Origin of the sequence: Psychrobacter sp. UBA6291 (assembly GCF_002439405.1) — a bacterium.
Lineage (GTDB): Bacteria > Pseudomonadota > Gammaproteobacteria > Pseudomonadales > Moraxellaceae > Psychrobacter > Psychrobacter faecalis.
Window position 1 is genome coordinate 24,561 of record NZ_DJUD01000024.1, and the last position, 20,879, is coordinate 45,439.

18 protein-coding genes are annotated in these 20,879 nt (G+C 43.6%); 6 read left to right on the plus strand and 12 right to left on the minus strand.

Annotated features, from left to right (window positions below):
• Positions 1-75: 75 nt before the first annotated feature.
• From B3R91_RS03850 to B3R91_RS03865, 4 genes are all read left to right on the plus strand, one after another.
• A complete protein-coding gene (locus B3R91_RS03850) occupies positions 76-507 on the plus strand; it encodes an HIT domain-containing protein (RefSeq protein ID WP_144296506.1) in 432 nt (143 codons plus the stop codon).
• A 364-nt stretch (positions 508-871) separates the two neighbouring features.
• On the plus strand, positions 872-1,213 hold the full coding sequence (locus tag B3R91_RS03855; protein WP_286796553.1) for a hypothetical protein: 342 nt from the start codon (positions 872-874) through the stop codon (positions 1,211-1,213).
• Positions 1,214-3,115 (plus strand): neutral/alkaline non-lysosomal ceramidase N-terminal domain-containing protein, encoded by a 1,902-nt coding sequence (locus tag B3R91_RS03860; protein ID WP_286796554.1) that lies wholly within the window; start codon positions 1,214-1,216, stop codon positions 3,113-3,115.
• 452 nt (positions 3,116-3,567) lie between these two features.
• Positions 3,568-4,998, plus strand: a complete 1,431-nt coding sequence (locus B3R91_RS03865) for an adenylate/guanylate cyclase domain-containing protein (RefSeq protein ID WP_286796555.1) — start codon at positions 3,568-3,570, stop codon at positions 4,996-4,998.
• Between the two features lie 102 nt (positions 4,999-5,100).
• On the opposite strand, the gene fdx is transcribed toward B3R91_RS03865, so the two are convergent.
• The 8 genes from fdx to B3R91_RS03905 form a co-directional block, all read right to left on the minus strand.
• Positions 5,101-5,439, minus strand: a complete 339-nt coding sequence (fdx, locus tag B3R91_RS03870; protein WP_286796556.1) for an ISC system 2Fe-2S type ferredoxin — start codon at positions 5,437-5,439, stop codon at positions 5,101-5,103.
• Positions 5,440-5,559: 120 nt separating this feature from the next.
• Positions 5,560-7,437, minus strand: coding sequence for a Fe-S protein assembly chaperone HscA (gene hscA, locus B3R91_RS03875; RefSeq protein ID WP_286796557.1), 1,878 nt, complete (start codon positions 7,435-7,437; stop codon positions 5,560-5,562).
• 362 nt (positions 7,438-7,799) lie between these two features.
• On the minus strand, positions 7,800-8,390 hold the full coding sequence (gene hscB, locus B3R91_RS03880; RefSeq protein WP_286796558.1) for a Fe-S protein assembly co-chaperone HscB: 591 nt from the start codon (positions 8,388-8,390) through the stop codon (positions 7,800-7,802).
• Between the two features lie 187 nt (positions 8,391-8,577).
• On the minus strand, positions 8,578-8,898 hold the full coding sequence (iscA, locus tag B3R91_RS03885; protein WP_068404485.1) for an iron-sulfur cluster assembly protein IscA: 321 nt from the start codon (positions 8,896-8,898) through the stop codon (positions 8,578-8,580).
• A gap of 226 nt (positions 8,899-9,124) precedes the next feature.
• Positions 9,125-9,538: a Fe-S cluster assembly scaffold IscU gene (gene iscU / locus B3R91_RS03890; RefSeq protein WP_068404483.1), complete on the minus strand. Its 414-nt coding sequence runs from the start codon at positions 9,536-9,538 to the stop codon at positions 9,125-9,127.
• 228 nt (positions 9,539-9,766) lie between these two features.
• Entirely contained in the window at positions 9,767-10,993 is a 1,227-nt protein-coding gene (locus tag B3R91_RS03895; RefSeq protein WP_191689656.1) for an IscS subfamily cysteine desulfurase, read from the minus strand.
• The gene (locus B3R91_RS03900; RefSeq protein ID WP_102076829.1) at positions 10,990-11,517 is read right to left on the minus strand and encodes an Rrf2 family transcriptional regulator; all 528 of its coding nucleotides are present in this window, start codon (positions 11,515-11,517) and stop codon (positions 10,990-10,992) included. The genes B3R91_RS03895 and B3R91_RS03900 overlap by 4 nt, the downstream gene beginning before the upstream one ends.
• A 490-nt stretch (positions 11,518-12,007) precedes the next feature.
• Positions 12,008-12,655, minus strand: a complete 648-nt coding sequence (locus B3R91_RS03905) for a hypothetical protein (RefSeq protein ID WP_201591628.1) — start codon at positions 12,653-12,655, stop codon at positions 12,008-12,010.
• Positions 12,656-13,255: 600 nt separating this feature from the next.
• On the opposite strand from B3R91_RS03905, the gene B3R91_RS03910 reads away from it, so the two are divergent.
• Positions 13,256-13,567: an HU family DNA-binding protein gene (locus B3R91_RS03910; RefSeq protein ID WP_223808465.1), complete on the plus strand. Its 312-nt coding sequence runs from the start codon at positions 13,256-13,258 to the stop codon at positions 13,565-13,567.
• Positions 13,568-14,030: 463 nt separating this feature from the next.
• Positions 14,031-15,905, plus strand: a complete 1,875-nt coding sequence (locus tag B3R91_RS03915) for a SurA N-terminal domain-containing protein (protein ID WP_286796559.1) — start codon at positions 14,031-14,033, stop codon at positions 15,903-15,905.
• Positions 15,906-16,059: 154 nt separating this feature from the next.
• Here the strand turns inward: B3R91_RS03915 and purH are convergent, their stop codons facing one another.
• From purH to prmA, 4 genes are all read right to left on the minus strand, one after another.
• Positions 16,060-17,640 carry a bifunctional phosphoribosylaminoimidazolecarboxamide formyltransferase/IMP cyclohydrolase gene (purH, locus tag B3R91_RS03920; RefSeq protein WP_201591622.1) on the minus strand — a complete coding sequence of 527 codons (1,581 nt, stop codon included), beginning with the start codon at positions 17,638-17,640 and terminating at the stop codon, positions 16,060-16,062.
• Positions 17,641-17,839: 199 nt separating this feature from the next.
• Positions 17,840-18,109 carry a DNA-binding transcriptional regulator Fis gene (gene fis / locus B3R91_RS03925; protein ID WP_068404623.1) on the minus strand — a complete coding sequence of 90 codons (270 nt, stop codon included), beginning with the start codon at positions 18,107-18,109 and terminating at the stop codon, positions 17,840-17,842.
• 322 nt (positions 18,110-18,431) lie between these two features.
• Positions 18,432-19,745, minus strand: coding sequence for a DUF3426 domain-containing protein (locus tag B3R91_RS03930; protein WP_286796560.1), 1,314 nt, complete (start codon positions 19,743-19,745; stop codon positions 18,432-18,434).
• 180 nt (positions 19,746-19,925) lie between these two features.
• The gene (gene prmA, locus B3R91_RS03935; protein WP_286796561.1) at positions 19,926-20,852 is read right to left on the minus strand and encodes a 50S ribosomal protein L11 methyltransferase; all 927 of its coding nucleotides are present in this window, start codon (positions 20,850-20,852) and stop codon (positions 19,926-19,928) included.
• Positions 20,853-20,879: the final 27 nt, after the last annotated feature.

A 20,879-nucleotide genomic window follows, 5' to 3' on the forward strand; every position in this document is an offset into this window, starting at 1 on the left:
GTTTAGTAAATTCAGTTCTGCTTTTTGGTATTTTAATTCCTTTTATTTGAGCGTCATAACAAGAGAACCGTCATTATGTTCCAACTTCATCATAAACTTGCAGCCGACAGTTTTTTAGTGGGTGATTTCCCATTATCAACCTGTCGTTTAATCAATGATTGTCAGTTTCCATGGTTAATATTGGTACCGCGGGTATCAGGTATCAAAGAATTGTACGAGCTATCTGAGGCAGACCAAGCGCAGTTTTTGCGTGAGTCGAGCTGGTTATCAAGCCAACTTGCTAAGACTTTCCAAGCAGATAAAATGAATGTCGCTGCCCTCGGTAATCAAGTACCGCAGCTACATTTTCATCATATCGTCCGCTATCAAAACGACATGCAATGGCCAAATCCAGTATGGGGCATTCCTGCCGTTCCTTATACCAAAGAAGTGTTGGCGCAAATGCAGCAAACGCTGATGATGGCGCTGCGTGGTCATCACCAAATGCCGTTCGATTGGCAAATGTAGTTAAGCTTTAGGTAATGGTTGATAAATGTGACTTTAGTACTTTTTATTTAAGTCGTTTTATCTAAGCCATCTTATTTAAGTAAGTATGCTCAAAGTAAAATCATAGTAAAGTGGTTTTTAAGGGCAATTGAAGGTTTGGTTGCTATAAAACATTTTACATTTGTTTGTTAATCGTTATATTAGAGAGTGGGTTGGTTAAATGGATATAGCCAACTTATGTACTCGCAGTCGTTTTCGTGGATTGATGTACATTGGTAGTTATCAATAGTTATCATTGATTAAGCGCGCATCACAGGTTGCGGGATATTTAATCTTAGACTGAGATACTTCAGTTGAAGATTTTACTCTATGTTAAGGATAACAAATGGCTACTTCCTCTATCGCACCTCCACTATTACGACCTTTTATGTTACTCATCTCTATTTGTACCACTGTATTGAACCTAACGGCATGTGAGACGGATTCAACGGAGTCTGCTTCAACACAGTCGGCATCCGTACAATCTGTGGCAGCCTTGTCCGATTTGGGGCCAACGATTAGTGAAAATGCTACTGCCGCAGCGGACAGCTCTGTCACGTTAAATCGTAGCGCTTCTGCTATGTCTATGAGAACAATGCCGACAAGTCAGTATCTCGTTGGTAGTGGTAAGGCAGATATCACCGGAGCTGCTGCCGAAACTGGCATGTTTGGTTATGCGGCGGGGTAGGTGGTACAAGGTATCAACGACCGTTTGTACTCTTATGCTTTTATTATTGGCGAAGCGGACAAAAATACGGGCAAACGCGTCGTCTATGTATCAGCAGATATGGGCGCTATGTTTACCGCGGTAAAACTTGAGGTCATTAAACGTCTAAAAGCGGATTATGGTGACTTATATAACGATGACAATGTCATGCTCACCGCCACTCACACCCATGGGGGTAACGCCGGCTACTCACATCAGCAGCTGTATCAAATTGCCAGTACCGATGACACGCTAGCAGGCTATAGTAGCCAAAACTTCAATGCTATCGTCAATGGTATTGTCACCTCAATTAAACGCGCTCACGCTACCTTGACGCCAGGGACGTTATCTTTGGCGCAAGGCGAGCTAAAGGGTGCGACAGTCAATCGCTCAGAATTTGCCTACAACAATAATAACGACGTCAAAGATTTTGATAGTAATGTCAATGAAACCATGACCCAGCTGCGTCTTAATGACGCCGATGGCACCCCAGTGGGTCTGATCAATTGGTTTGCGCTGCATCCAACGAGTTTTAGTAATAAATTTATGCACCTGAGTGCTGATAACAAAGGCTTTGCTCAGCGCGGCGCGGAAAAGATTTTTGGCGGAGCATCAGACAAGCCGTTTGTCGCAGCTTTTGCCAATGCTGATGAAGGCGATATGCTGGCGGCAGGTGGTAATGCCAATTCTAAACCGGGCTTTCAAGGTAGCGATAACGAGTGGGAAAACGTTAGACGGGATGGGCAGATGCAGCTGGATAAAGCGGTTGAGCTTTGGCATCAAGGCGTGCCGGTTGCTGGACCAGTAGACGTACGCGCGCGCTGGATTGACTTAAAGGGCTATCAGGTCGAAGGTAAATTCACCAATGGCGCCGGTAATAAAGTCTTATGTATGCCAGCTCGTGGTTACTCGTTTGCCGCTGGCGGGGAGAATGGCCCCTCGAATATACCTGGTATGTATGAGGGCATGACCCGAGAAAATTTCCGTATCAATGACGATATCAATAAAGTCGATCAATCATTTTTGGGCAGTTTAACGCGCGGCGCGTTTGGTATAGTATCAACCGTCAGCCAAGATGATTGTCAGGCGGAAAAACAAGTCTTATTGCCAACGGGAAGCTGGGGCTGGATTAATACTCAGCAGCCGGTGCAACTGATGCGTATCGGTAATATCGCTCTCGTTGCCATCCCTGCCGAGCCGACGACCATGGTTGGACGCCGGATGCGCGCTGCCGTGCTTGCTCAACTACAAGACTCGGGGGTTGATACCGTTATTATTAATGGTTTGGCGAATAACTATAGCGGCTATTTGACCACGCGCGAAGAATTTGCTACTCAGCATTACGAAGGCGCGTCTACTAAGTATGGTCCATATCAAACCGCTGCTTATATCCAAGAATACACGCGGCTGGCTGAAGCGCTGCGTGATGGTATAGAAGTCTATGACAGCGCCACACCGCCTGATCGCTCAGGCAAGTCCTTTAACGAGCGTCCAAGGGTGGTCTTCGACGATAAGCCTTTAAAACAAGCTTGGGGACAAACCCTCACTCAGCCTAAAACCAGTTATCAAAAAGGTGACATTGCTACGGCAGTATTCCGCGGTGCTCATCCCAAAAATAATCTACGTACCGAAGACAGTTTCTTAAAAGTACAGCGTCTTGACAATGGTAAATGGGTCGATTATCTGAGTGATAGTGGTTTTGATACCACTTATACGTGGCAGCGCGGAGGAACGGCGTATAGTAAAGCCATCATTGATTGGCGAATAGCTAAGGACACCCCAGCAGGTACTTATCGATTGACCCATCAAGGCGACTGGAAGAGCGGTTGGACGCATAAAATTAAGCCTTATTCAGGCGTTTCTAATAGTTTTAGTGCGCAATAATTGTTTTTATTCAGATAGTTGTTGAGTATGGGCTTATATTTATTTTTCACTTCAAAAAAGTCAGATAGATATTATCTGGCTTTTTTGTCTTTGTTATGGTTATTAACTCAAGTCGTTTTTAATGCAAATAGTTTCTATTAATCATGAGCTTTACACTGCTTTTTATGGCTAATAAGCGACAAGTGGTATGCTTTTACTTACCAGTGTCCTAGGTAAGAAGGCATTAAAGCCGTATAATAGGTAGATTTCCTATCTACTTATATTATCAAATGTTTATAAAGCGTTTTACTTATTAATGTATTTACTTGTTAAGTTAAGGGCTTAGCAACCTGAATGCTTATTAACCTAAGTACTTATTAATCTAAAGACTGCGCAAAAACATATGTTGATAGAAAATCCGCTTTAATTTTCATTCAAACCTTCGACAGTTTTCCTTTAAGTGAACCTTGACCATGGCATTTTTTGAAACCACAAGCCCAAAGATTCCTGTACAGGGTGGTAGTAGTAGCAATGCCTATCGATTTGATTATCCAGAAATTTTTGTTTTAATACTAACGGTTATATTGCTCGCAATACATTACAACTTTAGTCCGACGTCGATGGCGCTCGCTGTCGTGGTTTGTCTGCCGAGTTTGCTGATTTTAATCTATAACTATCGCTGGCCAGCCAGTTTTTGGACGTCTAACATTGTTATTATTTTATCTTCAGCGGTCATAGGTTCGATACAGTTTTGTGCAGTGATTTCGCTCAGTCTAGCAGCGCTCATCGGTATGCGAATTATTCTTAGTAGCCCTGAAAACCATCTTAAACTTCTCGCTGCATCAGTAGTGACGGTCATTGTCTTTTATTACGTCAGTGTGACTTTAAATAGTACTGAGATGGACTGTCACGACAGCTTTGTTACCCCTGCGGTGTTATTGGCCAGTATGATTGTGATACTGTGCCATTTTCGCCATGTTTATCGTGATTATGTAGATTATGAAGCGCGAGCGCGGCAAGCGGCTGGACGTTTAAATACCATGGTTTCTGTCATTAATAAACTGACGCGCTTTGTACCGCCGCAAGTTTGGGAACCAATCGTTAAATCTGACAGTCCCGTTAGCGTCGAAAATAAACGTGCCAAGCTGACGATGATGTTTTCAGATATTGTCGGCTTTACAGAATTGTCCGATAGTTTGAGCGCTGACAATTTGGCGGACATTCTAAATACCTATATGCACTGTATGACGTTAATCGCCAATAAGCACGGCGCGGTGTTGGATAAGTTTATCGGCGATGGGATGGTGTGCTTTTTTGGCGAGCCGAACAGTCGAGGGCCGCGCCAAGATGCGCTCGATTGTGTGGCAATGGCGATAGATATGCGCCGTGAAATGCGCACTTTACGGCAAAAATGGCGGCTGCTCGGTTTCGAGGGTTTGTATATCCGTATTGGTATTGCCACTGGCTACTGTCACGTCGGCAATTTTGGCAGTAATAACCGCTTGAGCTATACGCTGATTGGGAAAGAGGCCAACCTTGCATCAAGGCTTGAGGCAGTCGCGGGTAAAGGCCAGATATTTATTAGCGAAAGTACCCATGACTATATTTCGCATGATTATGACTGTGAATATGTCGGTGCTTTTCAGCTCAAAGGTTTTGATAATAAGGTAAGCGCGTGGCAAGTACGCGACCCCGATGAAAATAAAGGTCAGTTGTCAAAATGGGTGGATCATACGCTACCTGGTTTTAATTTGCATTTGAACTTTAAAGACATGCAAAATAATGACTATCAAGATATCAGAAATCGCTTGAATCTAGCCCTTGCCCGTATCGAGCAAGAAGAGCAAGCAGCGCTGCTTGAGATAGTAGCAGAAAGTAAGCAGGAAAATATCAGTCATAATTAGGTACAGATTGATTGCGACTTGAAAGTATTTATAAAAATAAAAAATCCAGTTATTCACCATAACTGGATTTTTTAGTTTCATTTCATGCTTCAGCTTTATTATTTAATGATTTTCTTTCGCATGGTTTAAGGTGTATTTAGGAATCTCAATCGTTAAATCGTCATCTTCAAGCATCACTTGGCACGATAGGCGTGAATCAGGCTCTAGACCCCACGCGCGGTCCAATAAATCCGCTTCGATATCGTCCATCTCCTCCAAGGTGTTAAAGCCTTTACGCACCACGACATGACAAGTGGTACAGGCTTTTGACATCTCGCAAGCATGTTCAATCTTGATGCCTTTTTCAAGTAACGCTTTACATAAGTTTTTGCCCGATTCTAGCTCGACTTCGGTGCCTTCTGGGCAGATTTCATGATGAGGTAATATTGTAATTTTTGGCATAAGTTATTCGTCCGCTGCTAATCAATTAAAAATAAAAAAAGGGTCAATCTAGTAAGGTCGTTAAATAAGTGTCTTAAGCGCCTATCATATGACTGATACATAAATGCTATCTACTATCTACTACCAATCTTGCGCACTGGTACCCGACATACTTGCTTTGACGCTTTGATTCATAATACGCGCGGCAAAAGCATCACTGTGTGGCTTTAATTTGCCTTGCGCGCTTTCTATAACGGTTAAGTCGTCGGTGCTAAGCGCGGTTTGCAAGGCTTGCATGCTCTCGGTCAATGACTGCTGCTCTTCAGGTGAGATTAACGCCGCAAACTCGTTAAGCGCCGACTGTAGCGCCAATAATTCACGTTCCGCTTCTACTTTGGTCTCAATTAGCGAGCGCGCATTCTTGTCTTCTTCCGCATACTTAAAGCCTGCGATTAATAATTGCTCTTTTTGCTCATCAGACAGACCATAAGATGGCACAATCTCAATTTTACTTTCAGTCTTGGTCGTTGTTTCTTGCGCACTGACGGTCAGCTGACCATTGGCATCAATACTAAAGGTCACTTCAATACGCGCAAAGCCCGCTTTCATCGGCGGAATACCATATAGCTCAAAGCGTCCAAGTGAGCGGCAATTATCCACTGTTTCACGCTCGCCTTGCACTACATGAATGACCATGCCGGTTTGACCATCTTGGTAAGTGGTAAAGACTTGGCGTTTTTTAACGGGAATAGGGGTGTTGCGCGGAATCAGCACTTCAACCAAGCCACCCATAGTCTCAAGACCGAGTGATAAAGGCGTCACATCGAGCAATAACAAGCTATTATCGCTGTCACCATTGACCAATTGATGCGCAGTTTGGGCAGCACCTAAAGCCACGACTTCATCGGGATTTAAGCGGCAAAGCGGTTCTTTCGCAAAGAAATCTGCCACCACCTGCTGGATAGCAGGCATACGCGTCGAGCCACCAACCAAAATGACTTCATCTAAGTCAGCGGCAGATAATTTGGCATCGCGCAGTACTTGCTCGCAGACACTTAACGTGCGGCGACTGACAGGCTCTGCAATTGTTATCAAATCGTCGCGGCGTAACACACCTCGAAAAGAGCGCTCATTGACAACAATGTCGATATCGACTTGCTCAGCATCGGTCAATGCTTGTTTATAGCTTTTTGCTTGCTGAGCGAGTATGGATTTGTCGTGCAGGCTCACGTCTTTAGGGTCAATATTTAATTGCTTAATCAGCCAATTGGTCAGTAAGCGGTCGATATCATCACCGCCAAGCGCACTATTGCCGCCTGTTGCTAAGACTTCAAACACGCCATCGCTCAGCTTTAAAATAGACACATCAAAAGTACCACCGCCTAAATCATAGATGAGGTAGTAGTTTTCACTCTTGTCAGTGTTAGGCTGATCAAGACCGTAGGCAACGGCGGCCGCGGTAGGCTCATTTAATAAGCGTAAAACGTTAATACCAGCAGCTTGCGCCGCATCTTTGGTGGCTTGACGCTGCGCTTCATCAAAATAGGCAGGCACAGTAATCACCGCGCCTTGAATGCTATCGTCAGGTAAGGCACTTGCGGCACGTTGCTCTAGCGCGGCTAAAATACGCGCTGACACTTCGACAGGAGAGACTTCACCCTGCGCCGTCACAAAAGCTGGCATGGCATCTTTGCTGCCACTTAACTCATAGGGATGGGAGAATTTAATATCGGCTTGACTACGGCCCATAAAGCGCTTAGCCGAGACGATGGTGTTTTGTGGATCATCTGCTAAGTGGGTAAGGGCATCATAGCCGACTAAGGGCTTGCCAGTACTTGGGTAGTAGACCACCGACGGCAATAAAGTATCGGTCGTTGTATCAGCTTGCAAAACTTGCGCCTTGCCTGAGCGTACCACAGCGACCAATGAGCGCGTCGTACCAAGGTCAATTCCTAGCCCAAAACGATGTTGATGAGGTTGGGCACTTTGATTGGGTTCGGCAATTTGCAATAAAGACATAAGAAAACTCAAAGATAAAATGAATTAAGTGAAATGGTACAAATACAATATATGGGCGACTAGTATTTAAAATTTGGTGGTGTTCTAAAAAGTATGCTGGCGATAAAAGCCAATAAGAAATCTATGCGAAGTTCTCTGATTCTATAGGGCTTTCAAGACTTCAAAAATTATTCAAATTTTAATCAGCATACTTTTTGACACACCACCTAAAATTTAAGTAAGCGTTTGGATTTAACAAATCATAGTAAAAATGGTAAAGCGAGTTTAATAGTCACAATTATACGGGATAGTAGTGGTTATTTTAATCATATCCACATATAAGCTCGTTACTGGCAAAGTTAAATCGTTTACTTGGCATAGTCTTAAACGTATAAATCATCGTCATCTAAATGCTCAGCAGACGCAACTTCATCAAGCCCCGTAGTGACATCGGCATCTAATTTCACCAAGAATTTTAATTTTTGCGTGGCATCAATCGCCGTTTGCCAATCTTGGCTCTGATAAGCACTATCAAAACGCTCAGATTGCTTATTTAGACGCTCGGTAATCTGCGGATGTAGTTGCTTCAGCGCGGCAAGCTCTTTGCCTTCAATCGCATCATCCAAATCCATACGCATTTGCATCGCATCTTCTAAGAAGTCCAGATCGGCAATCGAATGCTCTAAGTTCTGCGCCTGCCCAGCGATATCCAACAAGTAGCTGGCACGACTGTCAGGGGCGCTTAACGTTTGATAAGCTTGGTTAATCAACGCTGAGGCTTGCTCTGATTGCTGCTTAGCTTGTGCGCTATCCGCTGCATTTTTGCTATCAGCGACAAGATTGTCCGGATGATAGCGTTTTTGTAGAAGACGCAGCTGTTGGTCAAGGCGCTCTTGATCGACCGCAAACTGTACAGGTTGTTCAAATAGGGCAAAGAAGTTATTAAACTGTGCGTCTGGCGTGATGTCTGTCATAGCGTCTGCCTTTGTTTTTATTTATTCTTGTGAAGACTTGCTTTTACTTATGCGCTGTTTTGTTTACTGTCTGTTTTAAATACTGGTCTTTTAAAGTTCAGTACTTACTCAGTATCTAAGCGCTAACTCAGGTTTTAGGTGCTAAGCGCTCGTATATCAATCGTTTAGCGCGCTCTGGTTTAGAGCTTTAGACGGTAAACGATTCACCGCAGCCACATTCACCTTTTTGATTGGGATTGGTGAATTTAAAGCCTTCATTGAGACCTTCTTTTTCATAATCCATTACTAAGCCATCTAAATAAACCAAGCTTTTAGGATCAATAAAAATATTGACGCCACGGCTTTCATAACGGGTGTCGTTTTCGTCAGGCGTGTCAACAAACTCTAGCACGTAAGCCAAGCCTGAGCAGCCCGCTGTACGAATGCCTACTCGAATGCCTTCACCTTTACCGCGATTGTCCAAAAAGTCTTGAACATGCTGAGCGGCGCGTTCTGTCATTTCAATCATGCCAACTCCCATTGACTATCAATAATTGAGATAATAATTGCGGCAAAAGCGTTTTTATCAACACCACTGCCAATAAAGCGTTAAAAATAAATAAAAGGTGACAATTACATGAGCGTTATTGTCACCTTAGGGGCGTTAGTAGCTTCTAACGTCGTATTACTCATGTTTGTTTTCAAATTCGCTACTTGCGCCTATTATATAAATAAGCGCAAGGCTTTATATAAATTTAGCTGGTTGCTTCTTCTGTTACTGCCGCAGCTGTACCATGCTTACCTTTATAGTCGCTAATGGCGGCTTTAATGGCGTCTTCTGCAAGGACTGAGCAATGCACTTTTACCGGTGGTAATGCCAATTCTTCAGCGATATCCATATTTTTGATCTCGCCAGCTTGGTCCAAGCTTTTGCCTTTTAGCCACTCGGTGACAAGCGAGCTTGAAGCAATCGCCGAACCGCAGCCATAGGTTTTAAAGCGTGCATCTTCGATGATACCGTTGTCATCGACTTGGATTTGTAGGCGCATTACATCGCCACAGGCTGGGGCGCCAACCATACCCGTACCAACGTTTTTGGCATTTTTGTCAAGATTGCCGACGTTGCGTGGATTTTCGTAATGATCAATAACTTGGTCACTATAGGCCATGGGGTTTTCTCCTAGTTAGATGATGAGTAGCCACTTAAATGTTAAGCTATATAAGTAACTTTCCAAATAACTCACTTATTAAGTTTAAATGTCTGTCTACTCATCGATAATTGGGGTCAAACACATATTATAAAAATGCTATTTATAATTGTCTGATGAATTATTTGGTTTAATGCTTATACCTGATAACCATTAAACCTTTTTACTATTAAAATTTATGGATAAATATTAATGCTCAGACCATTCTACCGAGTCTAAATCAACGCCTTCTTGGTACATATCCCAAAGTGGCGATAGCGCGCGTAATTTGTCTACCGCTTCATGCATCTGTTTTACCACGGTATCGATATCTTCTTCGGTGGTATAACGACCAAAGCTAAAGCGGATTGAACTATGTGCCAACTCATCTGGGCGACCGATGGCGCGCAATACATACGATGGCTCAAGCGTCGCTGAAGTACAGGCTGAACCTGATGAAACCGCCAAGTCTTTTAGCGACATCATCAGTGACTCGCCTTCAACAAAGTTAAAGCTGATGTTAATGATGTTAGGCACGCTGTTTTCTAAATCACCGTTTAGGTAAATCTCTTCGATATCTTGTAGACCGTCCCACAGCTTTTGGCGCAGCTTTGCCACGTGAGCATGGTCTTCTGCATAACGCTCATTGGCCAATGCAAATGCCGCACCTAGCCCAACAATTTGGTGCGTCGGCAAGGTACCTGAACGCATACCGCGCTCGTGGCCACCGCCATGCTGCTCAGCTTTTAGGCGAATACGAGGTTTACGGCGAACAAATAGCGCACCAATACCTTTAGGGCCATACGCTTTATGACCTGAAAAACTCATCAAGTCAATTTTCATCTCTTCAAGATTGACAGGTATTTTACCCACAGACTGCGCACCATCGACATGGAATACAACGCCTGCTTTGCGAGTGATCTCACCAATCGCGGCAACATCGGTAATGGTACCAAGCTCATTATTGACCATCATCAGTGATACTAAAATCGTATCATCACGTAGTGCTTCTTGTACTTGCTCTGGCAAAATCAAGCCCGTACCAGCTTGTGGCTCAAGGTAAGTAATCTCAAAACCTTCTTGCTCAAGCTCACGGCAAGTATCTAAAACCGCTTTGTGCTCAATTTTACTGGTAATGATGTGCTTGCCGCGCGACTGATAAAAATGTGCCGCGCCTTTAATAGCTAAGTTATCTGATTCTGTCGCGCCCGAGGTAAAGACGATTTCGCGTGGATCCGCATGAATCACTTCAGCGACTTGCTGACGAGCCGTTTCTACCGCTTCTTCTGCTTGCCAGCCATAGCCATGTGAGCGTGATGCTGGGTTACCAAAGATGCCGTCTACCGTCAGATATTCGCTCATTTTAGCAGCGACTGACTTAGCAACTGGCGTTGTGGCGGCATAATCTAAGTATATAAGGTTGTTATGTTGGCTCATGCTGGGTTTGCCTCGCTGGTCGATAGAGTAATAGTGTTGATGTCTTTTGTGGACATATCTTTTGTAGCAATGTCGTTTGGAAACGTGAGGTGCTGACGGTCTGAGACTGACTGCACATGTTCCATGTCTAATAATTGCGCTAATGTTATATTTTTCAAGTATTGTTCGACATGATTTGATAAAGCGCACCATAAATCATGCGTTAGGCACATTGTACCACTTTGACAATCACCGCGTCCGCCGCACTGCATCGCATCGACAGATTCATCGACGGCAGAAATGATGCTCATCACATCAATCTGATCAAGCGGCTTGGCTAAATGATAACCCCCTGCTGCACCGCGGATACTGGTGACCAAACCGCGCTTACGAAGCTTGGAAAATAACTGTTCAAGATAAGAGATAGATATCGATTGCCGCTTAGCAATGTCAGATAAAGAGACGGCGCTGTCTTGTTGGCTGGTTTGCAAAGCCAAATCAAGTAAAGCGGTCACGGCGTATCTGCCTCGAGTAGTCAAACGCATATGTTATCTCCAATCCTTTTTATAAAAAGTTTATTTAACAACGAACTTAGTCTTGTCGTATTCCAAAAGTGCATGGTTATCAATAGGTTCTTTATAGATTTATAATCGACTTATTGCTAAAGGCTAGTTAGTAGCTAGCCGTACTTGCACTTCTATTTAGGAAAATCATCTATCGACTAAGTGGTGTCTTGTCGCTATTAAACAGCAGATGGTTTACCCGATGTGTGCAACGATAGGGTAATTATACTCAATCCCGAGTAATTTAGTCAAGATTAAAGTGTGGTTGAATGGTGAGTGCGACTTATTCCTATCATTGATAAAAACAATGATAGGAAATATTAAGGCTTAAAAGAGAATAAATACGCGAACGCGCAGGATATGAATTACAGAAGGGATGCAAGAGCGCTTAACAAGCCTACATCCTATTAAACGCGATACAAGGTTAGAAAAATAACTTTAAAAACACGTTATCACTGCAGTTAGTAAGGCATTAGGTCATGATAAATAAAGCAATAATGGCAGCGATAGCGATAACCGCAAAAATAATTGCGGTAATGATAAAGGTCTTCTGCTTACTTTGTAGTTCTTTGACCGTGGTTTCAAGCTCACGGTTTTTAATGGTCAAGGTGTTGATTTGAGTTTGCTGCTCCTTAATACGCAGCTTATAACTCTCCTTTTTTTCTGCCATTTCGGCTTCGGTAGGTTTGGTCTTACCTTTGCCGCCCTTAATCTTTTTAATCAGCCCTTGAATCAGACTACCAAAACCAAGCTGCATAATAAACTGCTTCACCAGCTGTACTTGCATCGCCTCGCCGCGCATTTGCAGCTTTTCAGTCGACTCAGTATCGTGGGTAATGATGGCATTAAGCACTTGAATGCTATAAGCGTTGATAATAACGTCAGGCTCACTACGGCCGATAGGCAATCTATCGTCTAATAACACCCCTTTGGTAGTAAATGTGGCGAAAACCTCTACATGAGGCAAGTATAACCTAAGCGCGACGACCGTCTCTTGCTTGGCGAGTGGATAAGCAGCTTTACGGAGTTCTGGGTCTAAACGTAACAACAGGGTCAGCGCCGACTCGATAAACACCAATATGATATTAAGAAAAGAGTGAGACAACGTAGAACGCTTCATGTAAATAATCCGTTTTTATTGTTTAAGTTAAAGATAAAAGGACAAACAAAGGTCAAAATCAACCCAAAATGTACAATGCAATCGCGCTTATAGTAACGCCTTTAGTATAAAAAGTAACGCACGTTTCTGTCAGTTGGTCAGTCACTACCTTATAATTTGCTCATCTATAAAGACACCAAAATTTATGACTGGTAATGCATTAGTCGGGCTTGGCAGCCGTTTTTCGATCCAAGTTTATGCTTTAGTTTTTAATTTTGCTTGTTAGTATAAAAACTGAGTTTAAGCACCTGCGTCAAATTTGAGTATTTAGGCTATCAAGGCAAAATGCATAAGAGAGCCAATACAAAGATAGCTGCTTTGATGATAGGTGCTTTATTTCGTTAAATCCTATAAGCTAAAGTAGCGATTTAATAGAAAATTTGCAGCAGTTTTAAGTAACATTGAGTGTCAAATACGTAGTAGAGTGCACAAAAATATGTAAAATCGCTTGCGCTCCTTATGCTGCCTTGATATAAAGGCGTTAACAAAGCGAAACCTGTTTATGCGTGAGGCCAGTGGTTTTTATTGCTTAAGTACTCTGAGAGCGATACAATACTTGGCGTGAGCGTTTTTTACCCCCTAAAACTTGAAGGAAATTTTATGAATAAGTCAGAATTAATTGATAGCATCGCCGAAAAAAGTGGTCTAAATAAAACTCAAGCTGGCGAAGCTTTGAATGCAGTAATGGAAAGTGTTGGTGAAGCGCTAGAAGCTGGCGACAGCATCTCATTGGTTGGTTTTGGTACTTTTAGCGTAAAAGACCGTAAAGCGCGTACTGGCCGTAACCCTAAGACTGGTGAAGAGCTTAGCATTCCAGCAAGCAAAGTACCAAGCTTTAAAGCCGGTAAAAACCTAAAAGAGCGTTTAAACTAAGCCGCTTTGTTTAAGCTGTACTCTTTTTAGCTATTCTATAATAAAATAATCAAATGCTCGTTGACGACGTGATACACGAATAAAAACAGCGTTGGTTGGCAGTAAAACAATAGATAGCAACTCATGACTTAACGATTCATTAAGTCATGAGCGAATGAGCAAAAAAGCACCTAGAGATTAGGTGCTTTTTTTAGTGCTGAAATTTGTAGCATTTAGTGGCAATAGTCGCCTGAATATTTTGAGTATATATCAAAAATCACGTATCATAGGGCGCGCGATAGCGGTGTTGTATAAACAAGTATTTTTATTAAATCTTGTTATAAACTTCGTCAATCAGCCTTATTTTATAGCGATAAAATGCACACGTTCTTCTTCTTACCATTGCCTGCTTATACAGCGTTGATATTATTAATAGTATTACAATGGTCTTTCATCAATATAGGTTAATAAAGCAGAGATAACTATGGATAAATTGCGCGATTTCTTGAAAAGCTGGCCGGGTCGCATTTTATTGATTTTGTGCCTATCGCCCCTCGCTCTATTGGGTGTCGAAAGCTACTTTGGCGGCGGTGTCGATCCCAACCAAATCGCTCAAGTAGGTGACAAAAGCGTGGGACTGTCCGAGTATCAAACTGCCGTCAATAACCGCCGTACTGAGCTTTTAGACCAAGTTGATGATGCCAGTTTATTAAATGAAGACGTGCTGCACGAGCAAGTCCTAAAAGGACTGATTGATCGTACCTTGCTAGAGCAGCAGGCTGGCAAACTGGGCATGACGGTTTCTGATGACACCATCAATCGCTTATTGCGCCAAGAAGAAATCTTTAAAGATGCAGAAGGCAATTTTTCTAACGAGCAGTTTGCAAACTTTTTACGTCAGCGCAATATGACAAAAAACCAGCTGTTTGCTGAGTTTCGCAATCAGTTGAGCCTAGATCAGCTCAATGCCAGCATCGTCGGTACCGCAGTTTATCCAATGCAAGCGGTCAGTCAGTTGATTGATTTGCAGCTAGAGTCGCGCAATATTTGGCTGCATCGTTTTAAATGGCAAGATTATGCTGAGCAAGTAAAGTTGAGCAAGGGTGATATTCAAGCCTATTACGATGCTAATAAAGACAAACTTAAAAGTGCGGCCATGGTCGACTTGGCTTACTTACAACTGACTCCGCAAGCGATTGAAGTTAATGAAGTCACCCAAGAAGATTTGCAGCAGCAATATGAAGCCTATAAGCAAAGTCTTGCTGTGGTTGATGAGCGTAAAATCAGTCAAATTCTGCTAACGGGTAAAGATGCCAAAGCACGCGCGGATAAAATTAAAGCCCGCCTTGCGAAAGGTGAATCATTTGCTAAAGTTGCGAAAGCCGAGTCAGATGATCCAACAGGTGAAACAGGCGGCGATATCGGACGTTTTAACCCAGCGGTATTTGGTAATGATGCACCAGCCGTGGAAGAAGCGCTTGCAGGCTTGAGCGTTGGTGATGTCAGTGCTCCTGTAAAGACCAGCTTTGGCTATCAGATATTTACCGTGACTGAGGACAATGGTAGCAAGATACCAAGTCTAGAGAGTATGCGTGCAGAGCTAACCGCTAAAGCGAAAGAATATAAACGCCAGGAAATGTATGCCGATAAAGTCACAGCGATTAATGACTTGGCAGCAGATGGCTTTAGTATTGAAGATATCGCTCAGCAAGAAAATGTGCCATTAAAACGAATTAAAGATTATCGTAAAGAAAACAACCAATCTGCTTTGGCGCAGCCGGCGGTGATTAAGCAAGCGTTTGATGAATTTACCATTCAAGACCAAGCGGTGACTGCGGGTATTGAGGTTGGTAATGGTACGGTATGGGTACAGCCAAGTAATTATCGTCCAACCAAGACGTTGTCTTTAACAGCGGCGACGCCAAGAATCACACAGATATTGCGTCAACAAAAAGCAACGGCACTGGCATTAAAAGAAGCGAAGAAACTAGCGGCCACTATTAAAACGCCTGCTGATATTGCAAAACAGCCTGTGAAGTTGCAAGCGTTGGGCGAGATAAACCGTCAAACCACGCAATTGAGCGAAAAAGAGCGCGGCTTAGCCTTTAGTCAGCAAGCGGCAGCCAATGGCGTCGTGGCGGTAGCGAGTGAGACTGAGACGGGCGCGACGTTATTGGTCGGTGATCGCATCAAAACAGAGCAGCAATCGCCGCTATCTGATGCCCAAAGGGCACAAACTGCCGCCATTATTCGTGATAATTTGGGTCAAGATCAGCTGCAAGATTATCTAGATTATCTACGCATGGTCTATAAAGTTGAGATTAACGAAGCCAATATGGCCAATGCGCAAGGACGTTAAGCGATCTATAAGGCATTTGTTAAACCCTTTCTTTAACGAGTTTCATTAAGCCTTAAATATGAAAAAGCCACTATCAATAGTGGCTTTTTTTATGCGTTACAATTTTTATTTACTCTTAACGCTGTTGTCTTAATAGCATTATCTTAACCGCTGATTAATGGCGGAAGTGGCGCATACCAGTGAAGACCATGGCAATACCATGCTCATTGGCGGCAGCAATCGTTTCGTCATCACGCATAGAGCCGCCCGGTTGGATGATAGCAGCAATGCCGACTTCGGCTGCGTTATCGATACCATCACGGAACGGGAAGAAGGCATCTGATGCCATTACCGCGCCTTCGGTAGCAAGACCAGCGTGCTCGGCTTTGATAGCGGCGATACGCGCTGAATTGACGCGGCTCATTTGACCCGCGCCGACACCGATAGTACGCTGACCTTTAGCGTAAACGATGGCGTTAGATTTGACATATTTAGCAACGTTCCAGCTAAATAGTAAATCAGCAATTTGTGCTTCGGTTGGCTGGACGTCAGTAACGATTTTTAGATCATTGGCGGTAATCAAGCCCAAATCTTGCTCTTGCACCAACAAACCACCATTGACGCGTTTATAATCAAGCTGGCTGTCGCGCTGCTCAGGCGTTGGCAACTCGCCACAGACTAAGACGCGGACGTTTTTCTTAGCAGCGGTCGCTTCCAAAACGCCATCTTCGATACTTGGGGCAATGATGACTTCGACAAATTGATTGTCAATAATGGCTTTGGCTGCAGCAAGCGTAAGCTCGCGGTTAAAGGCGATAATACCACCAAAAGATGACTCAGGGTCAGTACTAAAAGCGGTGCGGTAAGCCGTGACTTGATCGCTATCTACGGCAACTCCGCAAGGATTGGCGTGTTTTACAATCACGCAAGCGGGCGCACTAAAGGCTTTAACACATTCAAGGGCAGCATCGGTATCGGCGATATTGTTATAAGAGAGCTCTTTACCTTGCAATTGCTGCGCGGTTGCAATAGAGGCTTGCTGGCTTTTTAGCGCATGGTTTTCGACATAAAAAGCCGCTTTTTGATGCGGGTTTTCGCCGTAGCGCAGGTCTTGCACTTTTTCTAATTGGACGTTAAAGGTACGAGAGAAATTCTCTGCCTCTTGGTTTTCATTCACGCGGCTGCCCAAGAAATTGGCAATCATTCCGTCGTATTGTGCGGTATGCTCAAAGGCTTTGACCGCTAAATCGTAACGTAGGGCAGCGGTTAGAGTCGTTCCATCGCCTAAGGCGTCGAGTACGCGCGTATAATCAGCAGGATCGGTTACAATACCAACGTGAGCGTGGTTTTTTGCCGCTGAACGCACCATGGTAGGGCCGCCAATATCGATGTTTTCGATCGCATCGTTCATAGTGACGTCGCTACGTGCAATCGTCTCTGCAAACGGATAAAGATTGACGACGACCAAATCAATGCGCTCAATAGCGTGCTCATTCATGACGCTGTCATCGGTACCGCGGCGTCCTAAAATACCGCCATGAATCTTTGGATGCAAGGTTTTAACGCGGCCGTCCATCATTTCAGGGAAGCCCGTATAGTCTGAAACTTCAGTGACGGCGACGTTGTTTTCTGCCAGCAAGCGGTAAGTACCGCCAGTCGATAATAAACCAAAACCAGCTTTAAGCAAGCCTTGGGCGAATTCTACGATATTTGACTTATCGGAAACCGATAGTAGGGCAAGGGGAGTTGTACTCATAAGAAAATTTCCATAAAAAAAGCCTGACGTAAACGTCTGGCAAGGTAATAATGGCAAGCAGTGCAGAGCATATCGGGTTTGATAAGATCATAAACTATAAACGTGCCATACAATTGAATGTCGGTTAGCGGTGCTAAGGAGCGTGGTGATTGCGATGTTTGGTCGTCGTAAGTAACGGCGACTGGCATAAAGCCATAGATTACATTAAGCCATAAGTTTTGAGCTTTTTGCGTAGCGTACCGCGATTGAGACCTAAGATTTGCGCACACTTGGTCTGATTGCCGCGGCACTTCTCAAGCACGACTGACAATAGTGGCTGCTCTATCTCTTTTAAAATAAGCTCATATAAGTCGGTTGGCATCTCATCATCGAGCATCGCAAAATACTGCCGCACCACGCGCTCTACATGCACACGTAACGGTTGGTGCGCATGAAGGCTATTGTCTAAGGAGGCTTCTACCTTATGGATAGAGCGATGATAGCCGTCTTTATAATCAGCAGAGCTCTCAATATCCTGGTCAAAATGAGTGGCATTATACGGTGCATGTGGTGGCATAAGATAATGTCCTTAAGCGTAAGCGTAAACCATAAGGCGTTTAAGCGCTATTATAACAAAGTCAACGCCTATCAGAACAATAGATTGGGTATTACCCTATTATTACTCTAAGTTTGACGCTATTTATTGTCATTTATGATGACAGATTTAAAACATTTAGGACAAGTTTGATAAAAGAGCAAAACTTTTGAATAAATCTTATTGCTTATAAATGGCATTTCTACCAAGCCGAATGTTAATAAATAGGCTCAGCGTTTACTTTGTCGATTTGAGCATTGGCAACTGGGATGGTAAATAACAGCTGTTTGCGACTTGTTGCGCCTAATTGGCTCTGTGTACTGAGTAGATAATCTTGCGGTGCTGCAATAAATTCGCCGATAAGTGCATCAGTACCATAAACACTGACTTTCATATGTGGAAGGAGTTGTGCTTGGGTGCTTTGGTTGTTTAAAGTGATGCTGATATCACTAAAGGTGTTGGCAGTCTTGATGCGGCTAGGTTGATGAGTGATATCGCTTGTACTCAAAGCCGCTAGATTGGCGCTAGGTAAGCTACAAACGGCGATAGCACATACTTTTTGTAAACGCTCAGCATGGGTAGGATTTTTAACCAAGTTATCTAAATTAAAAATGACATACTGCGCAAAAAGTAGCAGCGCTAATACCAAACATCCAAGTGTCCAGAGTAATGAAGCAAGCGAGCGCTTAGCAGGTGTTGGTGAAAACTTGGCTTGTGCTTGCTGCCTTTTAAGGCGTGCGGCCTGCGTGTTGTCTTCGTCTTTGATAGAAACGCCCATGCTTGCGAGCAGCGCTGATAAATCTGTGTCTTTTCTTGGACTATGGCCGTCTTCGTTTTCATTTTGTTCTTTGAGCAGTTTTTCAAGCCAAGACTCATCGCTATTATCATCGATACTGGCATGGATGTCATTAGCTGCCGCTGAGCTAAGGGCTACTTGGGCAGTTGATGCTGGCTCTTTTATAAGAGCGTTTGCTAAAGAGGGTTTTTCTATGGGACTAACAGAGGCGTGAGCGCTTTTATCTAACTTTGTTGCTGTGCTTTTTGGCAGCTTATCACTATTGTTTGTGGTTGAGGTAGGGGTGCTATCCGCTACTTGCGTTAGCCAAGCGTCCATACTGTCGAGCGAACCGTATTCTAAATCTTCCTCTTCAAAATCTGCAATATCCATATCATCGTGAATCAACTGATCATCTATCAAATCTTCTTCAGCCATAGCATCATGGATAAGAGTATCTGCATCTTCTGGTTCAGAGGTGACGTTTGGTTTGGTTGTGGCTTTTGCTTCTGGCGTAACGGTAGACGTTTGCTTAATAGAAGTCTTGGCTGTAGTGGATGCATCAGATTGAGGTTCATGCCCCATAGTGTCAGCAGTCGGCTCTGTATCAGCCGTGACAATAAGGTTGTTATTGACCAAAAAACTGTGTTGACAATGTTCACAGCAAACATTGGCTGTTTTTTGGTTTAACTGTGTTTTTTTAATATTAAAAATAGCATGACAATGAGGGCACTGGGTTTTGATTGGCGTAGTCATAAGGTCGAATCCAAAAAGGTATCAGTATTAATACCGCATAATCACTTACCAATCGCTACCAGTTTTTTATGTGGTTTTTTATATAGTAATCATCATAATTTTCAGGCAACGATAGAGCAGCGTCAAATACACAACATTATTTAACTGCTCCTCTATCGTAACAGATGTAATTAAATGTTGCTAGCCTGTAAATGTTCCAGATAAACGCTGCCAATGTTGATCTTCTTGCGCGGTAAAAGCATGCTTAGGATCGAGCGCAAAGTAAGGTTGATACGCTTCGCTGACCTGCTCGGTTTGCGATTCAATCAAGCCTGCTAACACGATACGGCTTTTGGGTGCCATCAAGGTCGCAAAATAAGGCGCTAAACCAATGAGTGGCTTGGCTAAAATATTAGCAACCATGATTTCTACGGGTTTCATATCGTTTTGTTGCCAGTAGTTATTGAAGTCTTCTGGCAAAAATGCTTGCAGGCGGTCATCAACGTGATTGCGTGCTGCATTTTGATTGGTTGCAAGTACGGCTTGCGGGTCAATGTCCACCGCATAAACTTGACGCGCGCCCAATAACAGCGCCGCAATCCCTAAAATACCGGAGCCGCAGCCATAATCGATCACAACTTTATCGGTCAGGTCTTGCTCGGTCAGCCAATCAAGACAGAGGCGAGTAGTGGCATGGTAGCCAGTACCAAAAGCCAAACCGGGGTCCATAATAATATTGGTAGCGTCAGGGTTCGGCGGTGTTAGCCAATTAGGCACAATCCATAAGTTATTGGCGCACTCGATTGGCTTATAATTGGACATCCATTCGCGCTCCCAATCTTTGTCATCGACAGCGCTGACCCACGTTCGGCTGGCTTGTACTTGTGCGCCGATTTCATGGCTTAATTTCTCAAGTAATTGACGATTGCTAGCATCTGTATTGGCGTCAAACAATCCTGTGAGTATGACTTCATCCCATAACGGTGATTCACCGGGGAGGGGTTCAAATAAAGGCTGATCGCCTGCGTCATCTAAAGCGATTGATAACGCACCAGCTTCTAATAACAGCGCCTCAGCGAGATCGACATTGTCTTTTTCACATTGTAAATGCAGTTGTTGCCATGCCATAAAGGTAACCTTAGTTTAAAATAAAAG

Bases quoted from the DNA above. Each gene is read 5' to 3' on its own strand.
- B3R91_RS03850 (WP_144296506.1), top strand. From the start codon at position 76: ATGTTCCAACTTCATCATAAACTTGCAGCCGACAGTTTTTTAGTGGGT.
- B3R91_RS03855 (WP_286796553.1), top strand. From the start codon at position 872: ATGGCTACTTCCTCTATCGCACCTCCACTATTACGACCTTTTATGTTA.
- B3R91_RS03865 (WP_286796555.1), top strand. From the start codon at position 3,568: ATGGCATTTTTTGAAACCACAAGCCCAAAGATTCCTGTACAGGGTGGT.
- fdx (WP_286796556.1), bottom strand. From the start codon at position 5,439: ATGCCAAAAATTACAATATTACCTCATCATGAAATCTGCCCAGAAGGC.
- hscA (WP_286796557.1), bottom strand. From the start codon at position 7,437: ATGTCTTTATTGCAAATTGCCGAACCCAATCAAAGTGCCCAACCTCAT.
- hscB (WP_286796558.1), bottom strand. From the start codon at position 8,390: ATGACAGACATCACGCCAGACGCACAGTTTAATAACTTCTTTGCCCTA.
- iscA (WP_068404485.1), bottom strand. From the start codon at position 8,898: ATGATTGAAATGACAGAACGCGCCGCTCAGCATGTTCAAGACTTTTTG.
- iscU (WP_068404483.1), bottom strand. From the start codon at position 9,538: ATGGCCTATAGTGACCAAGTTATTGATCATTACGAAAATCCACGCAAC.
- B3R91_RS03895 (WP_191689656.1), bottom strand. From the start codon at position 10,993: ATGAGCCAACATAACAACCTTATATACTTAGATTATGCCGCCACAACG.
- B3R91_RS03900 (WP_102076829.1), bottom strand. From the start codon at position 11,517: ATGCGTTTGACTACTCGAGGCAGATACGCCGTGACCGCTTTACTTGAT.
- B3R91_RS03905 (WP_201591628.1), bottom strand. From the start codon at position 12,655: ATGAAGCGTTCTACGTTGTCTCACTCTTTTCTTAATATCATATTGGTG.
- B3R91_RS03915 (WP_286796559.1), top strand. From the start codon at position 14,031: ATGGATAAATTGCGCGATTTCTTGAAAAGCTGGCCGGGTCGCATTTTA.
- purH (WP_201591622.1), bottom strand. From the start codon at position 17,640: ATGAGTACAACTCCCCTTGCCCTACTATCGGTTTCCGATAAGTCAAAT.
- B3R91_RS03930 (WP_286796560.1), bottom strand. From the start codon at position 19,745: ATGACTACGCCAATCAAAACCCAGTGCCCTCATTGTCATGCTATTTTT.
- prmA (WP_286796561.1), bottom strand. From the start codon at position 20,852: ATGGCATGGCAACAACTGCATTTACAATGTGAAAAAGACAATGTCGAT.